Source organism: Sediminicola luteus (assembly GCF_040566555.1).
In the GTDB taxonomy this organism is placed as follows: domain Bacteria; phylum Bacteroidota; class Bacteroidia; order Flavobacteriales; family Flavobacteriaceae; genus Sediminicola.
This window is the reverse complement of sequence record NZ_JBEWYP010000003.1, coordinates 420,137-440,006: the sequence shown is the minus strand read 5'-3', so window position 1 is coordinate 440,006 and position 19,870 is coordinate 420,137. Positions and strand designations below refer to the sequence as shown.

General features: G+C 36.7%; 17 protein-coding genes and 1 other RNA gene. 8 read left to right on the top strand and 10 right to left on the bottom strand.

Annotation, left to right across the window (positions count from 1 at the left end; translation table 11 throughout):
* Positions 1–116 precede the first annotated feature (116 nt).
* The 5 genes from ABXZ32_RS08270 to ABXZ32_RS08250 all read right to left on the bottom strand — a co-directional run bounded on the left by ABXZ32_RS08270 (position 117) and on the right by ABXZ32_RS08250 (position 4,308).
* A complete protein-coding gene (locus ABXZ32_RS08270) occupies positions 117–275 on the bottom strand; it encodes a hypothetical protein (RefSeq protein ID WP_354618202.1) in 159 nt (52 codons plus the stop codon).
* A gap of 140 nt (positions 276–415) precedes the next feature.
* Positions 416–1,147, bottom strand: coding sequence for a LytR/AlgR family response regulator transcription factor (locus ABXZ32_RS08265; RefSeq protein ID WP_354618201.1), 732 nt, complete (start codon positions 1,145–1,147; stop codon positions 416–418).
* A gap of 157 nt (positions 1,148–1,304) precedes the next feature.
* A complete protein-coding gene (locus ABXZ32_RS08260; protein ID WP_354618200.1) occupies positions 1,305–2,852 on the bottom strand; it encodes a hypothetical protein in 1,548 nt (515 codons plus the stop codon).
* Positions 2,853–2,870: 18 nt separating this feature from the next.
* Positions 2,871–3,260 (bottom strand): acyl-CoA thioesterase, encoded by a 390-nt coding sequence (locus tag ABXZ32_RS08255; protein ID WP_354618199.1) that lies wholly within the window; start codon positions 3,258–3,260, stop codon positions 2,871–2,873.
* A gap of 4 nt (positions 3,261–3,264) precedes the next feature.
* Positions 3,265–4,308, bottom strand: a complete 1,044-nt coding sequence (locus ABXZ32_RS08250; RefSeq protein WP_354618198.1) for a glutaminyl-peptide cyclotransferase — start codon at positions 4,306–4,308, stop codon at positions 3,265–3,267.
* Positions 4,309–4,550: 242 nt separating this feature from the next.
* On the opposite strand from ABXZ32_RS08250, the gene ffs reads away from it, so the two are divergent.
* The 3 genes from ffs (at position 4,551) to fsa (ending at position 6,303) form a co-directional block, all read left to right on the top strand.
* Positions 4,551–4,649, top strand: an RNA gene (ffs, locus tag ABXZ32_RS08245) — signal recognition particle sRNA small type.
* A 111-nt stretch (positions 4,650–4,760) separates the two neighbouring features.
* Positions 4,761–5,570 carry an SDR family oxidoreductase gene (locus ABXZ32_RS08240; RefSeq protein WP_354618197.1) on the top strand — a complete coding sequence of 270 codons (810 nt, stop codon included), beginning with the start codon at positions 4,761–4,763 and terminating at the stop codon, positions 5,568–5,570.
* A gap of 79 nt (positions 5,571–5,649) precedes the next feature.
* The gene (gene fsa / locus ABXZ32_RS08235) at positions 5,650–6,303 is read left to right on the top strand and encodes a fructose-6-phosphate aldolase (protein ID WP_354618196.1); all 654 of its coding nucleotides are present in this window, start codon (positions 5,650–5,652) and stop codon (positions 6,301–6,303) included.
* Positions 6,304–6,379: 76 nt separating this feature from the next.
* Here fsa and ABXZ32_RS08230 read toward each other — a convergent pair whose 3' ends face one another.
* Complete coding sequence (locus tag ABXZ32_RS08230) at positions 6,380–7,762, bottom strand: TlpA family protein disulfide reductase (RefSeq protein WP_354618195.1); 1,383 nt, start codon at positions 7,760–7,762, stop codon at positions 6,380–6,382.
* Positions 7,763–7,932: 170 nt separating this feature from the next.
* On the opposite strand from ABXZ32_RS08230, the gene ABXZ32_RS08225 reads away from it, so the two are divergent.
* Complete coding sequence (locus ABXZ32_RS08225; protein ID WP_354618194.1) at positions 7,933–9,561, top strand: ABC-F family ATP-binding cassette domain-containing protein; 1,629 nt, start codon at positions 7,933–7,935, stop codon at positions 9,559–9,561.
* 94 nt (positions 9,562–9,655) lie between these two features.
* Here ABXZ32_RS08225 and ABXZ32_RS08220 read toward each other — a convergent pair whose 3' ends face one another.
* The gene (locus ABXZ32_RS08220; RefSeq protein ID WP_354618193.1) at positions 9,656–10,372 is read right to left on the bottom strand and encodes a hypothetical protein; all 717 of its coding nucleotides are present in this window, start codon (positions 10,370–10,372) and stop codon (positions 9,656–9,658) included.
* A 201-nt stretch (positions 10,373–10,573) separates the two neighbouring features.
* On the opposite strand from ABXZ32_RS08220, the gene ABXZ32_RS08215 reads away from it, so the two are divergent.
* Together ABXZ32_RS08215 and ABXZ32_RS08210 are read left to right on the top strand one after the other, a co-directional pair.
* Complete coding sequence (locus tag ABXZ32_RS08215) at positions 10,574–11,146, top strand: fasciclin domain-containing protein (RefSeq protein ID WP_354618192.1); 573 nt, start codon at positions 10,574–10,576, stop codon at positions 11,144–11,146.
* A 115-nt stretch (positions 11,147–11,261) separates the two neighbouring features.
* Positions 11,262–11,828, top strand: a complete 567-nt coding sequence (locus ABXZ32_RS08210; RefSeq protein ID WP_354618191.1) for a fasciclin domain-containing protein — start codon at positions 11,262–11,264, stop codon at positions 11,826–11,828.
* 53 nt (positions 11,829–11,881) lie between these two features.
* On the opposite strand, the gene pheT is transcribed toward ABXZ32_RS08210, so the two are convergent.
* Entirely contained in the window at positions 11,882–14,308 is a 2,427-nt protein-coding gene (gene pheT / locus ABXZ32_RS08205; RefSeq protein ID WP_354618190.1) for a phenylalanine--tRNA ligase subunit beta, read from the bottom strand.
* Positions 14,309–14,599: 291 nt separating this feature from the next.
* Here pheT and ABXZ32_RS08200 point away from each other — a divergent pair, with 291 nt between their 5' ends.
* On the top strand, positions 14,600–15,823 hold the full coding sequence (locus tag ABXZ32_RS08200; RefSeq protein ID WP_354618189.1) for a peroxiredoxin family protein: 1,224 nt from the start codon (positions 14,600–14,602) through the stop codon (positions 15,821–15,823).
* 55 nt (positions 15,824–15,878) lie between these two features.
* On the opposite strand, the gene leuB is transcribed toward ABXZ32_RS08200, so the two are convergent.
* Both leuB and ABXZ32_RS08190 read right to left on the bottom strand, forming a co-directional pair.
* Positions 15,879–16,997 carry a 3-isopropylmalate dehydrogenase gene (gene leuB / locus ABXZ32_RS08195; protein WP_354618188.1) on the bottom strand — a complete coding sequence of 373 codons (1,119 nt, stop codon included), beginning with the start codon at positions 16,995–16,997 and terminating at the stop codon, positions 15,879–15,881.
* Positions 16,997–18,169: a 2-isopropylmalate synthase gene (locus ABXZ32_RS08190; protein WP_354618187.1), complete on the bottom strand. Its 1,173-nt coding sequence runs from the start codon at positions 18,167–18,169 to the stop codon at positions 16,997–16,999. Before ABXZ32_RS08190 ends, leuB begins: the two co-directional genes overlap by 1 nt.
* Positions 18,170–18,315: 146 nt before the next feature.
* Between ABXZ32_RS08190 and ABXZ32_RS08185 the strand changes: the two genes are divergently transcribed.
* Complete coding sequence (locus tag ABXZ32_RS08185; RefSeq protein ID WP_354618186.1) at positions 18,316–19,860, top strand: hypothetical protein; 1,545 nt, start codon at positions 18,316–18,318, stop codon at positions 19,858–19,860.
* Positions 19,861–19,870 lie beyond the last annotated feature (10 nt).

Genomic DNA, 19,870 nt, shown 5'->3' with positions numbered 1-19,870 from the left:
GACTTTAAATAAAAAAGTTTTGATGAGTAAGGCATTAGAATTATAAGTGTACAAGATAAAAAAAAAGCTTTAAACTGGGGTGTTTAAAGCTTTAGTTTAATTTATGGAATACTGAATTAATCTCTTTCTTCTGTTTTTACAACACTACCATCCGTAGCATTCGTATCCATAGTTTCATATAAGGCTTGTGTCTCGTCCATGGTAGAATCTTTTTCACAAGAATATAAACCTGTTGATAATGCTGCTATTGCTAAAATTCCGAATACTTTTTTCATCTTATAGTAGTTTTAGGGGTTGATTAATTATTTGTATACGGCTAATTTATAACGAGGGTTCAATTTTGGAAAGGAGAATAGCAGCACTTTAGTGAAATGCCTAGTTTTGAGGGTGAATGAACCAATTTTGAGAGAATTCGTTAATTTAGGGTACGAATAGTGCTTTTTGAAAGAAACTTCTTTAAATCATCAATATTCTCCTTGTACGATTTGGAAAATGGCAACTGGTGGTTGTCCTGCTTTAAAGAGCAGATAGATTTGCCGTAGTTGATCCTGGAAACATATTTGGTATTTAGGATATAGCTTTGGTGAATCCTAATAAAATTTTTAGGAAGCGTTTCCTCAAAAGTCTTCAAGGTTTTAAACGCACTGATGACACTCCCATCCTTTAAAATGAAATCCGTGGCGTTATTATCTGCCTTTAGATATAGGATCTCATCGGTGTCCACATATCTGTAGTCCTTATATGATTTTAAACAGATGGTTTGGGAGACCTGCTCCTTGGGCATTAGCTTTTTTAATTTCAACAGGGACTTCCTAATATCGAATTCACTGTAGGGCATCAACCAATAATCAAAAAAATTATTCTTTATGGCTTCGTAGGCATATTGTTTTCCTCGGGATATGCCTATTAAAATTGGTAGCTCCTTTACATATTGATGCAATTCCAAGACCATGTGAAAATACTCAGACGCCTTGTCGTTTAAATTGATAAAAACGATATTGGGATTGAATTTTAAAATGGAGTTCAACCCATCTGCACTATTTTGTGCAAGGGCCGTACAACTAAACTCCCCGTACTCCTCCAGATGATGTTGTAATTGGAGATTGGAGGTAGCCTCGGAATCTATAATAATATATGTGTACTCCATAGACAATATATTTGGGTACAAAATACCATTTGTAACCGAGGAGTGATTGTATTTTAACCATAGAATATCTATGGTTTTCCTGTCTAATATATTGTATGTGAAGCATCTCTGAAAGAAAAACCTTTCTTTTTAGACGTATGACGTGTAGGGCACTGTATTAATTTTCTTTAATATATTGATATGCACCCAGATCTGGCTCATTAGTTCTGTCAAATCCCAAAATATCAAGTGGTACCATCAATGCCCTATTGATATCTCCTTTTCCAATTCCTGCGGAGTTGGATCCTATTTTAAAAACATTTTTGGAAGTGTCTTTAAAATCTGAATTTTGATTTAAAATTATATTGCGATAAATAGAATTATTGTCAAAATCAAAATTGGGATTTCCTTGATCTACGGTGTTGGGGCTTGAGGTAATCAGGGAGTGATTAAAATAAATGTTGAACTCGGAACTTGTTTCAGACTTTAAAGACAGCTCATTAGTTGTACTCCCTGTAATAATACAGTTTTCAAAAGAGGCTTTTTTCAAGTCTTTTGTGGAGATTTCTCCCGTATTCAGGATCTGATAATTGGATATTTGAAGTGCTGGGCCCAATCTAAACCCGCTACTGAAAAAGTTGCCTATCGTACAATGGGTAAAAGTATAAGACCCGCCTAGTTCGCATTTTAAGGATGAGTTTCCGGCATTTCCCAAAACCAAATTTTCGCCGTTGATGGTTCCTGTTCTAGCCCATAGATTGGATTTGGAGCTATTGTAAATCTTTGAATTCTTAATGGATAGAGTAGGGGTGTTGGCAGAATCGTTTCCTTCAACCAATAATCCCGTGGTTGCATTCCTGATCGTCAGATAATTTATTTCAACATCCTTACTTTTAGAGGTAAGCCATAAGCTGCCCCATTGTCCAGGAACATCGGCAAATGTTGGTTCTAATCTGTCTCCTTCCAAAATCACCTCATTCTCCAATAAAGTATCATTTTCACTCAATGCTCCGTTAATTTTTAGAGTAGCGCCCTCTCCAATGATCAATCCAGAGTTCTTATGGAAAAACACTCTCGTCCCTGCCTCCATGAGCAAAGTTTTATCCGGACCTACAGTAGCATACCCATATATCACATATGGCTTTTGGCTGGTAAAGTCCAACTGTTCCTCCGGGAGGAAGAATCCTTCTATTTGGGAGTTGGATCCATTCTCTACAGGCAATGAAAATGATGCTTTGGGACCATTTTTAAATTTCTCTGGATATAGAAATACGGCGTCTTTAATCAGAGTCACCAATTCCACCTGCTGCAAATTGACCCCTGAATCAAAAACTATGGCATCTGTACTTAAGTATTCGTTTTGGGCAGTTTCCGTGATGTCCAGTGTATTTTCTATAAATATGTAGAGACTGTCTTTGGCCAATATGGGAACATCCATAAAAGTACCGCCCGCTACTCCATCCACATTTAATCTATAACTACTACTAGATCCGCCTTTTAGTTCAATATTAGGAATTAAAAGATCTTTTTTACTTCTGTTATAGACCTTTAAGCTATATGTACTACTGGAAATTTTAGAAAAGATGGTGTCCAGATAAACGGTGTCTTTTGAAAATTCCAAGTTTCCCATACTAGGGGAATATTCAAAATCTTTTCTACAGGAACTCCAAAGAATAGGCAAAAGAACCAATAGGACAACAAGACGAATTCCATGAGTTTTGAACATTGCTTCTTCCTTGTTGATTTAGGTGAATATATTCTGGATTTCTTCAGATACCCTCATAGGTTTATATGTAGTAGCATTCAGCATACACCACTCCGTTTTTGCATGTACAATGGGTACATTGGTGACAGCGTCAAACATTTCCACGATCCTTGTTGATATTGCCCCTTTGGTTTTTGCTATGTACGTTCTAATTTTAATATGGTCATTTAATTTGGCAGCACTTTTATAAGTGATGTTGTGATTCAGGACCACCCAAATAACATCTTCTTTTAAGCTTTCAGGGGCCTTTTTTTGCCAATGCTCCTTGGAGATATCTTGTATCCATTGTACATAACGAACATTGTTTACATGATTTAAATCATCCAAATCTTCTTGTTGTACGCGTATATCTTTTTCAAAAGGGGTCATGATGCTACTTTTTTAAGATATTAACCTCAAACAGCTTATCCCAGTTTTTACCCGTTACAAAAAAGGTCTTTCTCTCGGGATGGTAGGCAACGCCGTTCAAGACATCGAGATCAGCGTGCTGTTTTACTTTTTCCTTTAATCCGCCAAAATTTACAACGCCTTCAATTGCGCCACTTTGTGCATCAATGATCATCATGCTCTCCTTTAGATATACGTTGGCATAAATCTTCCCGTCAACATACTCCAATTCATTGGTTTTATTGAAAATTGATCTATTGGTTACCGTTTCTATATAACCTTCTTCCTTCAGGGTTTCAGGATTTAAATTCCAAATTTTTTCGGTACCATCGCTTTTTAACAAATTCTTTCCATTATTACAAAGTCCCCAACCTTCCCTGCTTTGGTCATAGGTGAAAGTGTCTATTTTTTCGAAATTATCAAGGCTATATATAAATCCCATACCACTTTGCCAAGTCAATTGATAGATCTTGTTATTTAGGATTGTAATTCCTTCTCCAAAAAACGTTTTGTCAAGGTCTATTTGTTTTAGAATCTTTCCTGATTTATAATCAACCTTCCGTAAGGAAGATTGTCCATTTCTTCCTGTACTTTCATAGAGGGTGTCATTGTGGAATTCCAATCCTTGGGTGTAGGCTTTGATATCATGTGGATATTCATTTAAAACTTCATACGTATAGATTTCCGGAGATTTAGAGGCAAGAACTTTAATGTTTTTTGAAACATCTACCGTGCCATCATCATAGGTTACCTTGGCCACAAGTGTCTTATTTCCCAGAGTAGGTATATTTAAGGTAATTTTACCATCATTGGGGGTCAATTCCTTACCATCTATGCTGTATGATACTGAATTAATGGTTTTTTGTTTGGGGTTTCTCAGATCAATACTGACGGTCTGATTTTGCTGGAATTCTGACTTATTATCTTCCAATTGTATTTTGAAAAGCTTTGAAGTCGTAGAATTGCCTCCTCCACAAGAAACAAATAATACGGAGAATAATCCTAAAGCGATATATTTGAACCTCTTCATTTTGCTCATTTTAAGTAGTAACCCTTGATAAATTAGTACGGCTTGACTACATTTTTTTAATACTTAATTATCTAACATTGGTAAATTCATTAGGTTGTGTCAACCTACTTTTTTATCCCAACATTCTCTATGCCAATCAACTATAAAACCAAGGAGAATGGCAGGATGCTGAGGCAAGGTATTTAATTAAATTAAGACTGTAAAATGATTGCGAAAAAATTAAAAGTTTGTATCTTTGCATCTGGCAAGTCCTACACGACTAGCTCCTGCAGAATCCCCCAGGGTGGGAACGCAGCAAGGGTATGCGGTTGTAGCAGTGCGATGTAGGTAGCTTGCCTTTTTTTGTACCCGAAACTTTCGTTAGGGTGGTACAACTCCATTCCGTTCCAAACGCATCCAACCCCTTTTATCTCTTTTTTTATTCGTTATTTTGTAACCAATTTTTGAGGGTTATGGAAAATAAGGTTGTTTTGATCACCGGAGGTTCTTCTGGGATAGGAAAATCCATTGGATTATTTTTAACATCCAAAGGCTACAAAGTATACGGTACCACCAGGAGTGTGAATAAATATCCCGATTTTAATTTTTTTAGTTTGTTGGAGTTGGATGTTAATGACCCAACATCCATTAAGAAAGCTATAGATGATCTTCTTGAAAAGGAGGGAAGGTTGGATGTATTGATCAACAACGCTGGTATTGGTATAACAGGACCCATTGAAGAAACGCCACATGAGGAAATACAGAAAGCCTTCAATACAAACTTTCATGGCCCAATCCATATGATGAAAGCTGTATTGCCACAAATGAGACAACAACATGCCGGTTTAATAATTAATATTACCTCCATAGCGGGTTATATGGGTCTACCCTATAGAGGTATATATTCTGCTACAAAAGGCGCTCTTGAATTGGTTACAGAAGCCATGCGAATGGAAACCAAAGATTTTGGTGTGCAAATCACCAACTTGGCTCCTGGCGATTTCGCGACCAACATTGCTTCAGGAAGATACCATGCGCCTATCGATTCCAATTCCCCATACAAAGAACCTTATGGGAATACCCTTAAAATGATAAATGATCATGTGGAGGAGGGGAAAGATCCAATATGTGTTGCCGAGACTGTGTATGACATCATACAGACTAAACACCCTAAAGTACATTATAAAGTAGGGGCTTTTATGCAAAAATTTTCACTCTTCTTAAAGAAAATATTACCAGACAAACAGTACGAGAAACTACTACTGAACCATTATAAGTTGTAATTTTGTATTAATTTGAAAAGGAGTCAATGTTCATTTATCTTGCTCCATTATTACTAACCTTTAAAATCAAGTCAGCAAAATGAAATTTTTCATAGACACAGCAAATCTTCAACAAATAAAAGAAGCCCAGGAATTGGGAGTTTTGGATGGAGTAACAACGAATCCATCTCTAATGGCCAAAGAGGGCATCACCGGGAGAAATAATATTTTAAAACACTACGTTGATATTTGTAATATAGTAGAGGGAGATGTTTCTGCGGAAGTTATTGCCACTACATATGATGAAATGATCACTGAAGGAGAGGAATTGGCCGAATTGCACGAACAAATCGTTGTAAAGGTACCTATGATCAAAGATGGTATTAAGGCTATCAAGTATTTCTCAGATAAGGGGATACGCACAAATTGTACATTGGTGTTTTCTGCCGGACAAGCATTATTAGCTGCAAAAGCGGGAGCTTCTTATGTATCACCTTTTATAGGTAGATTGGATGATATTTCAACAGATGGTTTAAACCTTATTTCAGAGATTAGGCTTATATATGACAATTATGGTTTTGATACAGAGATATTGGCCGCTTCAGTAAGACATACCATGCACATCATTGATTGTGCAAAATTGGGCGCAGATGTCATGACTGGACCATTGTCTGCAATAGAAGGTCTATTAAAGCATCCATTAACGGATATTGGTCTTGCCAAATTCCTTGAAGATTATAAAAAAGGAAATTAGGGAGCACCTAGTTTTAAAAATTGAAAAAGCCCTGTAGATGCATCTACAGGGCTTTTATATTTTATATAATCGTTGGTTATTTAAGGGAATACAAGTTATCAAAGGCATCAACAATAGCACCGTCTTTCATAGTGATGCACTTGTTTAATGGATATATGATCAAGGCATTTGTAAGCTGCTCAAAATTATCAGATCTAAATTGCAAATTTTCATCCAACCCATAATTTTCTATGATGCCCTTCCATTGTGGCTGCTCAGTCTTATAATTGATGCCAATGTATCTTACATCCTTGTTTTTGGCTTGAAGCTCCTGTATTTTTTTATTGATATTTTCGAACTGCCTTTTTTGGGTCCCTGTCCAGAAATACAATACTACACTTTTACTATTGGTCAGTTCTCTAAGGGATACTTTTTCCCCAGCGGTATTCAGAAGTTCTAAATCTGGAATTTTATTACCGGGTTGTATATTCTGAATGCCACTGTAAAGACCATCAATCTCCTTAATATGTTTATTATTTCCAGATCTTTTATGGAAATCTTCAATAAAGGAATTATTGTTTTCTTTGTTATCATGGACTTTCAACAAATAATCCATCGCCACATTTCGGAATAGATTGTCCCTTAAACTGTTCTCTTTTACCAAGCTATCTATAAGCTTTAGTTTATGAAGGTTGTAATGTAGTTGACTCTTTATCTTTCCGCCTCCATTTGTACATTCTTCTGCACAATCCATATAGGACATATTGCCTATATTGTAAATCATATAGTTGTAATAAGGTCTAAAATAGGTGAGATTGGTATTGTTATAATCAATATTCTTTCGATACCCGTAAAAATTACTGGAGAGCTCGTGAATAGATTTTTCCCCTACTTTTCTTCTATGCTTAAAGGGATATTTTTCGTAGTAGGCATAATACGTATAGTCAATGTTGGCCCTTGCTATTTCCAATGCCTTTTTAGATAAGGGTATATCATTTTCCAATTCCATTAAGAGTTGGAATTTGGATTTTCTAAGGGAATCTATTTTTTTACTGAAGGCTTCTGGCTCCAACTCATAAAAATTGTTGATTGTAGGCTCCTCTTCCTCATAGGTAAGGAACATTTCCAAAAGAAAGTTGTTAATTCCTTCCCCCGTTCCGGAAAAAACCAAAGATTCATCAAAATCAGAGGTGTTGAGGCGTATTGTTAGGCTGTCCCCTTTTTCCAAATAAACATATTGAAGCTCTGGATGATGGTCAAAATGGTACAGACCTTCTTGAATCGAATCCAATTTTAAAGTAAACCTATTGTTTTCATCCAACTTGGCAGAATCTATAATAACTTCATCCTTGTAAAGAACAACATAGTTATTAGTTGGGTTGACGATCTCGCCAGAAAAGAAGGCCGACTGAGCGCTTTTTTTGTCAACCTGACAACCTACCAATATAAATGCAAACAGATAAAAAGTAATTTTCCTCATATAGGCATATAAACCTTAGTGTCCTCAAATCTACTAAAGAGCTCGGGCATATGTTGTTAATTGCAAGTTAAAAATTCAACCCCTTACTTTTAAAGGGAATATGGGAGGGTAAGTTCTTGGATTACCTCTATTATTTTCACTATTTTTGCACGAATTTAAAAATAAGGAATATGCTGTCTGTATCTAATTTATCGGTACAATTTGGGAAAAGAGTGCTTTTTGATGATGTCAATGTTAGTTTCACACAAGGAAACTGCTATGGAGTCATCGGTGCCAATGGTGCAGGAAAATCAACCTTTCTTAGGATTCTTTCTGGTCAAATTGATCCAACTTCCGGTCGTGTTCATCTAGAGCCAGGCAAAAGGATGTCCATCTTAGAGCAGGATCATAATGCCTTTGATGCCCTTCCTGTTTTAGATACAGTAGTAATGGGTAACAAGCCCTTGGCTACAATAAAAAAGGAAATGGATGCCCTGTATGCAGATTATGACGATAAGAATGCAGATAGGATAGGGGAGCTTCAGGTGCAGTTTGAGGAAATGAACGGATGGAACGCAGAAAGCGATGCGGCAGCCCTATTATCCAATTTGGGAATTTCGGAAGATCTTCATTATTCCCTTATGGCCGATATGGATTCCAAACTAAAGGTTAGGGTTTTATTGGCACAGGCGTTATTTGGTAATCCAGATGTATTGATCATGGATGAGCCTACCAACGATTTGGATTACGAGACAATTAGTTGGTTGGAAAATTTCTTGGCAGATTACGAGAACACCGTAATTGTGGTTTCGCATGACCGTCACTTTTTGGATGCGGTTTGTACAAGTATTGCCGATATAGATTTTGGAAAATTAAATCTTTATTCCGGTAACTATACGTTCTGGTATGAAAGTAGCCAACTTGCGGCAAGACAGAGATCACAACAGAATAAAAAAGCAGAAGAAAAAGCAAAGGAGCTTCAGGAATTCATCATGCGTTTTAGTGCAAACGTTGCTAAAAGTAAGCAAGCTACTTCTAGAAAGAAAATGCTTTCTAAGTTAAAGATAGATGATATTAAACCCTCCAGTAGAAGGTATCCTGCTATAATCTTTGATAGAGAGCGAGAAGCTGGGGATCAGATTTTGAATATTGAAAAATTAGCGGCTACTTCTGATGATGGTGATATCTTATTTAAGGATGCCAACCTCAATTTGGCCAAAGGTGACAAGGTTGCTGTAATTTCAAGGGATTCAAGGGCAACCACTGCATTTTATGAAATATTAAACAACAACAAAAAGGCGGATAGCGGAACCTTTCAATGGGGTGTTACCACCAATCAATCGTACCTTCCTGCAGATAATTCAGGATTTTTCACGGAAAATATCAATCTAGTAGATTGGTTGCGCCAGTGGGTAAAAACAGAAGAAGAAAGGGAAGAAGTATATATTAGAGGTTTTCTTGGTAAAATGCTCTTCAGTGGGGAAGAAGCCTTAAAAAAATGTACAGTTTTATCTGGAGGTGAAAAAGTAAGATGTATGCTGAGTAGGATGATGATGATAAGGGCCAACGTCCTAATGTTGGATGAGCCTACCAATCACTTGGACCTTGAGAGTATTACCGCCTTTAACAACTCTTTAAAGAATTTTAAAGGAACGGTTTTACTAACTACTCATGATCACGAGTTTGCTGAAACAGTGGCCAATAGAATTGTTGAATTGACCCCTAACGGAATTATTGATAGATATTTATCCTTTGATGAATATATGTCCGACAAGTCTATTAAAGAACAAAGAGATAAAATGTACGCTGTTACTGTATAATACTTTCATTGGTCAGAAAACAGAATACGTTTTGATAAAAAAATAAAGCCCCTAATTGTAGGGGCTTTTTTAATGGAATGAAGTTTTTATAGTTTTACGTATTAAAATATTTGCTGTTCCAAATACCTGAATTAAAGTTTTTGCCCAAGGCAAACCCGTAAAATATGATTACAGAAGCGGAGCTTTTGAACATAAAGAAAAAGATGATCCAAAATTCTGCACTGGTATTGCTTTTTGAAAATAGACCAGACGGGACAAGTAGCGTTAAAAGGTAGCTACCTAGAAACACTACGAGGGTTAGGTTTACAATATTTTTAAATGGCCATGCAAATATTCTTCTTAATGGGTGCAGGTCATTCCCCCATTTATGGATCAAATAATAATAATCATTTCCAATTGGAGCAAACAGTAAGGGATCATCCTTGTCCTTTAATTTAAACAATTTTGAAGGAGCCACTATTTTGAATCCTTTTAGATCGAGATCATGATCCTTTTCTAAATTTTTAATTTTAGCGATGGCTTCTTTGGGGATGTCTCCTTTGAAATATTTGGAATCCAAAAACCGCAATCTATAATCTATACATATCTGTTTTATTTGATCTATATGATAGATGTTAGAGGTATTCAATTTATCAAAACAAAATGCGTTTTCAACTTGGGATTGTGAACTTCCAAGATTTTTTTCAATCCTGAGATCAATATTTGTTGAATTATTTAAAATTTGATAAACATCTTGGATAATTTTTTGAGGGTCAGCCCTCCTTTCCTTTACTTGAAGAAGCTTTTCTTCGATGTTGGTTTTCTTTATCATTTTCTTTTTTTTTAGCAACGTAATCAAAGTTAGGGAATTAGAGTTTTTTTTCCCATCAGGACCCTCTTAAATTAAATGTTAAAATAATGTTAAATACAATCAATTGATTTAAGCAGCGAGAATGGAAAGGGGAATAATTGTATATTGTCGAACTTTTGATGCACTTCATCGATAATTAAACTTTTTACTCGTATACTAAGTATGAAATTTCCTGTTAAAATTCTTGTTTTTGCGTTGGGCTTATGTTGCTTTTCTTCCTTTGCCCAAAACAGCAATAAGAATTTGAAACATGGTCGTATCACTATGGATCCCAATAAATCTATAGTTCAAAATACGGAAGATTCGGGAAAGCTTAATGTGCTGTTAGCGGCAATTAATGCATCGGATATGACCGAAGTGTTGGACAAAGATGGTCCTTTTACTGTTTTTGCCCCTTCCGATCTTGCTTTCGATAAATTTACATCCTCCGAGATAGCTCTATTGCTAAAGCCTGAAAATAAAAATAAGGTAAGGTCACTGTTGAATTACCATATCGTTGCTGGTAACATTACGGCTGCCAAATTACTGCAGGCGATGTCCAGGGGAAATGGAAAAACAACGCTTACAACGGTGCAGGGAAATAAGATTACGGCTACTATGAGTGGCATTGATATTGTATTGACTGATAGTTATGGTAATACAGCGCGAATTACCACTGCTGATGCCAATCAATGCAATGGGGTAATGCATGTGATTGACAGTGTAATTTTACCTCAAAAGTACAATCTTCTCTAAGGGCTTAGGTCCAATATATTTTCTACCGATTTATTTCCTTTTCATTTTATGGTTATTTTTTAAAACCTCATTGAACTTATTTGCGTAAGTGCTCTTGAACTTAAAAATAAGTATTATGAAAATTTCAAACATTAAGAACTCTGTATTAGGTATTTTATTGGTAGTCGTAGCGATACCAACAATGGCACAACAAACAAAAATGGTCGGTGGAGCTGAAATGTTTCCAACGAAAAATATTGTCGAGAATGCTGTAAATTCTAAAGATCATACCACTTTGGTAGCAGCTGTTAAAGCAGCAGATCTTGTGGCTACTTTACAATCTGAAGGTCCATTTACTGTATTAGCCCCTGTAAATGCTGCATTTGACAAATTGCCAATGGGTACAGTTGATAATTTGCTGATGATGGAGAACAAAGCCGCTCTACAAGGAGTATTAACGTACCATGTAATCGCAGGAAAACTTAATTCCAAGGATATTTTGAACGCCATAAAAATGGGTAAAGGGAAAGCTACTTTAAAGACAGTAAACGGTCAGGAAATCTATGCCATGAAAAAAGGGAAAGACATTATTATTTCTGACGCTAATGGCTCCATGGCAAAGGTTACCATTGCAGACGTAAATCAATCTAATGGAGTTATCCATGTGATCGACACCGTATTGCTACCTTCTTCGGAAATGTAATCAGGAAATACTAATCATATAAAAAGGCTGGAAATTATTCCAGCCTTTTTTTGTTATCTCAATTCCGCTCCCAACTTCTTTTCGTAATTGGTTTGAAGCTTCAACATTATTTTGTCTATCTGCTTATCTGTTAATGTGTTTTTTGTATCCTGTATGGTAAAGGAGACAGCATAGGACTTTTTACCTTCTGGTAGATTTTTTCCAGTATATACATCAAACAGGTTGATGTTTTTGAGCAATTTTTTCTCTGATTCAAAAGCAAGATCATGTACTTCTTTAAAGCTTACCTTGTTATCCAATAATAGGGCAAAATCCCTTTTTACCTCTGGATACTTTGGGATGTCCTTAAACTGAATACTTTTTATTGGCACCAATTTTAAAATAGTAGACCATTCAAAATCCGCATAAAGGACCTCTTGTTTTATATCGAAATGTTTGGTTATGGATTTTTTTACGACTCCAAAATTAACAAGCACATTTTCTTGGACGTTTAAAGAGAGGCCTTCAGAAAACACATCGCTTTGTGTTGGTAAGGAATTGGTATCCGATATCCCCAACCGAAGTAGAATGTTTTCCACCGTGGCTTTCAAAAAATAAAAATTGGAAGGTTGGGTTGGTATACTCCAGTTATCCTCTGTCTTGTTCCCTGTTATCAGTAAACTCAGATGCTTGTTCTCTATTCTTTCCGTCTGCTTTTGATGGTAGGTCTTTCCAAATTCAAAGAATTTGATATGTTGCTTTTTTCTGTTACTGTTGTAAGAGATAGCTTCCAATCCTGGAAATAGCATTGACTGCCTCATAACGGACAGGTCTGTGCTAAGTGGGTTCATGATCTTTACTGCTTCTTTCTCTGCGTTATCCGAGGATAATGCAATATAATCTGGGGTGGTTAGGCTATTGGCCAATATTTCATAAAACCCCTGTGAGGATAATTGGTCCCCAATTATGTTTTGTAACTTGTAATCCTCAAATTTTGAGGTAGAAGCAATGGAGGCATTCAGCTTTTCTTTTGAGTGGATATTGTTGTAGCCGAATACACGTAATATTTCCTCTATAACATCTACTTCCCTTTGCACATCCACTCTATAAAATGGTATTGCCAGACCCATTCCTGATTCAGAAACATTTTTCACTTTAATGTCCAGCGACGCCATGATGGATTTTATGGTGTCTTCCGGAATTTCTTGACCTATAAGCTTGTTGATTTTATCGTAGGTCAAAAAAACTTGGTAATCGTCTTTCTTTTTAGGATAGAAGTCGGCCACATCGGACGTAATGTCTCCTCCGGCAATTTCCTTGATCAATAATGCAGCACGCATAAGGCTGTATTCCACATTGTTGATATCTATTCCCCTTTCAAATCTAAAAGAGGCGTCAGTATTTAAAGCATGTCTTTTTGCTGTTTTCCGTACTGAAACAGGATTGAAATAAGCACTTTCCAAGAAAATGGAGGTGGTATATTCTGTTACTCCTGAATTTTCTCCCCCAAAAACCCCAGCGATACATAAGGGTTTTTCAGCGTCACAGATCATTAGGTCTTCTTCGTGCAGTTCTCTTTCAATGCCATCCAAAGTGGTGAACTTTGATCCTTTAGGAAGTGTTTTTACAATTATTTTATGCCCTTTAATTTTTGCGGCATCAAAGGCATGTAACGGCTGTCCCAATTCATGCAACACGTAGTTAGTGGCATCCACAATATTATTCTTTGGGGTAATTCCTATGGCTTTTAACCTGTTTTTCAACCAATCTGGTGAAGGTTGTACAATTAGGTTACTTATTGTCAATCCACAATATCTCGGTGCAAGTTCACTTTTTTCTACGGCCACATCTATTTTTAGGGACCTATTTTCTACTATGAAATTACTTACTGATGGGGTTATCAGTTCTTTTTGAATGTCCTTTTGCTTAAGTCCGGCTTTAAGGTCTCTCGCTACCCCAAAATGGCTCATAGCGTCAGCACGGTTTGGCGTAAGGCCAATCTCGAATACTTCATCGTGCTCAATTTTAAAAACCTTTGCACAAGGAGTTCCAGGAACTAAACTATTGTCCAATACCATAATACCATCATGTCCCTTGCCCAAACCAAGTTCATCCTCAGCACAGATCATACCATGGCTTTCCTCTCCGCGAATCTTCCCTTTTTTAATGGTCCAAGCCTCGCCTTCCTGCGTGTATAGGGTGGTGCCAATAGTGGCTACGGGTACTTTTTGACCAGCAGCGACATTGGCTGCGCCACAAACAATCTGTAACGGTGTTCCGGTACCAATGTTCACGGTGGTCAATTTTAACTTATCTGCATTGGGATGTTTTACACATGTGAGAACTTCTCCAACGACAATTCCCTTTAGGCCACCTTTGACCGATTCAAAAGCTGTAATCCCCTCTACTTCCAATCCTAAATCGGTTAAAAGTTCTCCTGTCTTTTGGGAATCCCAATCAATTTTAATGAACTGCTTTAACCAGTTATAAGATATTTTCATTGATACTATATTTTATTTTATCTGTGATCCAATTGAACCGCCATCGCTATATCCACGTGATCAAACAGGGAATTCTAATCTTGGTTTTGGAATAATCAGCTATATAAACTTTTGATTATTGCATTATTGGAGCTTTTATATCTTCTAAAGCCCCATTGAATACTGATTATTTAAGTGCCCAAAGATAAAACAATGCAGGAAGACATTCAATAGGTATTCAATTGAAATCCTTTTATTTTTTATTGTAAGTATATTTGCCTTAATTCGACATTGAAACAATAGCTTATACTTATGCGAAAAATTGCTTTTCTATTTACGATATTTTTAATGCTTACCTCATGTAAGGACGCAGAAACTCCTTCCCTAAAAGAAGGTATTTGGTTGGGGGAAATGAAATTGATGGACAATCAAACACTTCCATTTAATTTTAAAATAAGTAAGACAGCCGATGGGAACTATGTGATGGAGTCATATAATGCTGATGAAGTTTTGGTCATAGATGAAATTAGTACGAATAAAGATTCCATAACGATAAAAATGCCAGCCTTTGAAGGCTTTATCAGTGGCGTGTTTTCAGATTCTGAAATTGTTGGCGACTTTATACAGGAAAGCATGGATCGCAGCGTTTCATTTAAGGCCACCTATGGCATTGAGAAAAGATTTGAGGTTAAAGCATCTTCAAAACACAATGTAAGTGGTATTTGGGAAACAGAGTTTAGTCCGAATACAGCTGATAGTTATATCGGTAAAGGCATATTCACCCAAAAGGATGATAGGGTAGTAGGAACGTTTAGAACCACAACAGGAGATTATCGTTTTTTGGAAGGGGTTATGGATGGGGACTCCCTAAAATTATCAACGTTTGATGGTGCCCATGTATTTTTATTTAAGGCCAAGGTTTCAGATAGTACCCTAAACGGCACCTTCTATTCCGGGAAGCATTTTAAGGAGCCTTTTACAGCACAAAGAAATGACAATTACGAATTACCAGATGAGGATTCCTTGACATATATCAAAGAAGGTTATGACAAGCTATCTTTTGCCTTCCCAGATGCCAAAGGTAACATGGTTTCTTTGGATGATAATTTGTTCAAGGATAAGGTGGTTATAGTTCAGATAATGGGGACTTGGTGTCCGAATTGTTTGGACGAAACAAAATACTTGGTAAATTTCTTAAAGGAACAGAAAAAAGAAGACTTACAAGTAGTGGCACTCTCTTTTGAATATGCAAAAACAGAAGAGGCTGCTTTTAAGGCAATTAACAGATTAAAGGAGCGTATAGGAATAAATTACCCCATACTTCTAGCTCAATACGGGTCGTCGAACAAGGATTTGGCTCAAGAAAAACTTCCAATGTTAAATCACATTCTTTCCTATCCCACAACGATCTTTTTGGATAAAACAGGAAAAGTAAGAAAGATTAGTACAGGGTTTAATGGCCCTGCTACAGGTGAAAAGTACCATCAATTTGATAGGGATTTCCGAGAATTTGTTGGAAGTCTCTTGAAAGAATAAAAAAAAGCCTTTTCATTTGTGAAAAGGCTTTTTTTGTAAAATCCAGCTACTTAATTTATATGATGGTTGACTTGCCAAGACCAATATTTTCATAGTTGAAATTGAGATCTTCTTCCGAGTCAATGATATTTTGTGAAATAAAATCACCTACCTGACTTGTGCCATAGGTACTGGCAGGATTTATATCCTTGGTGGAAATGTTTTTTCTCAAGGCCTTGTCAACTGCAACAATAATGGCCTGTGCCTCTTCATTTAGACCAAAATGGTTCAATAACATTGCTGCCGATAGAATTGAAGCAATAGGGTTGGCGATATTTTGTCCTTGCACTTGTGTATAGGAACCATGAAATGGTTCGAACATAGCATAATCGTTTCCAATAGAAGCCGAAGGCAACAGCCCTTTCGACCCACAAATAGCGCTACCTTGGTCGGATAGGATATCCCCAAAAAGGTTATCTGTCAATATAACATCAAACTGTTTTGGATTTAGCATGATTTGCATCGCTGCATTATCGGCCAATAAATACTCCAGGGTAACCTCAGGGTAACTTTCCCCTATTTTAGAAACTATTTTTCGCCATAGTCTGGAAGTTTCCAAGACATTGGCCTTGTCCACCACAGTCAGTTTTTGTTTTCTGTTTTTAGCAGCCTTAAACGCCAAATGTGCGATTCGGCTTATTTCTCTTTCTGAATATTGACAAAGATCTGAGGCTACTGTGCCATCAGCACTTAATTTTTTTTCACCGAAGTAGATTCCCCCTGTAAGTTCACGATAGATTACAAAATCTGTCCCTAAAATAATTTCCTTTTTTAGAGGGGATTTTTCAAGAAGGGTAGGGAAAATTTTTACCGGTCTTATGCTGGAAAAAAGATTTAAATCCATTCTCAGTTGCAACAATCCTTGCTCAGGTCGCACTTTAGCATCCGGATTGTCGTCGTATTTTAAGGTCCCAATGGTCCCGAAAAGAATTGCATCGGAATTCTTGCATATTTCCAATGTTTCTTCAGGCAGGGGATTCCCTGTCTGATCCATTGCGACAGCTCCAATGGAAGCCTCAGTGTATGTGAAATTATGGCCAAAAGTTTCCTCTACGGCCTGAAGACATTTCACTGCCTGTGCCAATACTTCCGGTCCTATACCATCTCCTGGTAAAAGTGTTATATTTAGGTTCATTAAGCTACCTTTTCTATATTAATCGAACTAGCTTCGATAATTTCATGGATATCTTCATCCATGATCTCTTTTTTGCGATCCGCATATTTTAGGAAATCCTCATAGATGACATCCAACTGTACTTTTGTAAGCTCATATCCTATCTTTTTTGAACGATATGCCAATGCCGCTCTACCGCTTCTGGCAGTAAGTACAATAGAGGATTCGGTTACTCCCACATCCTCAGGATCCATTATTTCATAGGTCTCCCTATTTTTAATAACACCATCTTGATGAATTCCTGAACTATGCGCAAACGCATTGGAACCAACAATGGCTTTATTAGGTTGTACTGGCATTCCCATTTTTTGCGAAACCATTAAACTGGTGTCGTATAACAATTTACTATTGATGTTTGTATCCAAATTCAAGTAAGGATGTTGCCTTAGGATCATGACTACTTCTTCCAAAGAAGTATTACCAGCTCTTTCGCCTACACCATTTATGGTACATTCAATTTGTCTTGCACCATTGATCACCCCTGCAATGGAATTGGCCGTTGCCAACCCGAGGTCATTATGGCAATGACAAGATAGGATCGCTTTGTGTATGCCCGTAACGTTATCCCTAAGATACTTAATTTTTGCTCCATATTCTTCAGGAAGACAGTAGCCTGTTGTATCTGGAATATTTAGAACGGTTGCACCGGCCTTGATAACTTCTTCGCAAATCCTCGCTAAAAAGTCATTGTCGGTACGGCCCGCATCCTCTGCGTAAAATTCTATGTCTTCAACAAAGGTTTTGGCATATTTCACGGCATCTACTGCGCGTTCAATAATGGCCTCTCTGTTTGAATTAAATTTGTATTTGATATGTGAATCAGAAGTGCCTATCCCTGTATGGATCCTTGGTTTCTTTGCGTATTTCAGTGCCTCAGCAGCAACTTCAATATCTTTTTTCACTGCTCTTGTCAATCCACAAACTGTTGCATTTTGCACCAATTTTGCAATTTCACTTACAGAATTGAAATCCCCGGGACTGGAAATAGGAAATCCTGCTTCGATAACGTCTACACCCAATTCATCCAAACGTTCAGCGATAACAAGTTTTTGTTTTGTATCCAATTTGCATCCTGGGACCTGTTCCCCATCTCTCAGTGTTGTGTCAAAAATTTGTACTTTATCTTTGCTCATTATATTTGTGTAATTTAGGTAAGCTATACGAATATATAGCTACCTTAACCAACTGGTTGGAGCCTAAATAAACATTTACAACGTTAAGTTACTTTTTGTTATATTTAAAGTCCTGATATACAGTTAATTAAATAATAATTATTACGATGACAACTGCACATAAAGATGCTTTGTTCGTGTTGGTAAAATCACTTTCTAAGTCAGAAAAGCGTCAATTTAAGCTCTATGTTGGTAGATTGGGAGTCAATACCGACGCCAAGTTTTTAGCCTTATTCAATCTATTGGATAAGATGAAAGACTATGATGAAAAGGCCATATTGGATAGTGGAATTGTTAAGAAAACCCAGTTGTCCAATCTTAAAGCGCATCTCTACAAACAAATATTGGTTAGTCTACGATTAAATCCAGTCAATCAAAATATACGGGTCCAGATTCGTGAGCAGCTCGATTTTGCCACCATTTTGTATCAAAAAGGACTATATAAACAAAGCTTAAAAATTCTGGATAAGGCCAAAAGCACTGCGATAGACAATGAAGAAAAAAATATAGCCTACGAGATTGTGGAACTAGAAAAAATAATAGAAACCCAATACATCACCAGAAGTATCCCGGATAGGGCTGATGAATTGGCAATGCAAGCCAAAAAACTTTCTGAACAAAATGTAATTACCAGCAAGTTATCCAATTTATCCCTGCAATTGTACGGGATGATGCTGAAGGTGGGATATGTGAAAAGTGATGAGGAAATAAAAAATGTAAAAAAGTATTTTGATGAGCATTTACCAGAATACAACATGGAGGACCTCGGATTTAGGGAAAAACTCTGGCTCTATAAAGCGCATTTATGGTATAGTTTTTTAACACAGGATTTTTTGTCCTGCTATAAATATTCCAGCAAATGGGTAGACCTTTTTTATGAACATAAGGAGATGATTTACTTAAATCCCGTTTTCTTTTTAAAAGGCAACCATTATCTTTTAGAATCCTTATTTTATGTAAAATACAGTTCCCAGTTTAAGGAAACATTGGAAAAATTGGAGGCCATGGTCAATAGCGAAGAGTTTCCTAAAAATGATAATATCTCTTCTTTGGCCTTTCTATATATCAATTCCAACAAATTGAACCTCCATTTTATGGAAGGGACCTTCGAAAAAGGGTTATATCTGGTCAAAATAATTGAATACGGTATCAATAAGCACAAAGAGCGTATTGATGAGCACCATGTCATGGTTTTTTACTACAAGATTGCCTGTTTATATTTCAGCATGGGGGATAATAAAACCTGCATCCAATACCTAAAAAAAATCATTAACAACAAAAACTTAAAGATGCGCGAGGATCTCATGTGCTTCGCCCGTGTCCTTAGTCTTGTTGCCCATTATGAAGCGGGAATGGATTACCATCTGGAGGTACAGTTAAAGAGTACGTATAAATTTTTGTTGAAGATGAACGATCTACATGCCGTCCAAAAGGAAATGATCAAGTTTTTGAGAAACTTGGGCAATATCTATCCACACGAGCTAAAGGATGAATTCCAAAAGCTTTATAATGAGCTTAAGAAATATGAAGATCATCCATTTGAAAAAAGAGCATTTTTATACTTGGATATCCTTTCATGGTTAGAAAGCCATTTGGAGAATAGACCAGTAGCCCAAATAATAAGGGAAAAGGCTTTGACGCTAACTAGATAATTGAAGTTGA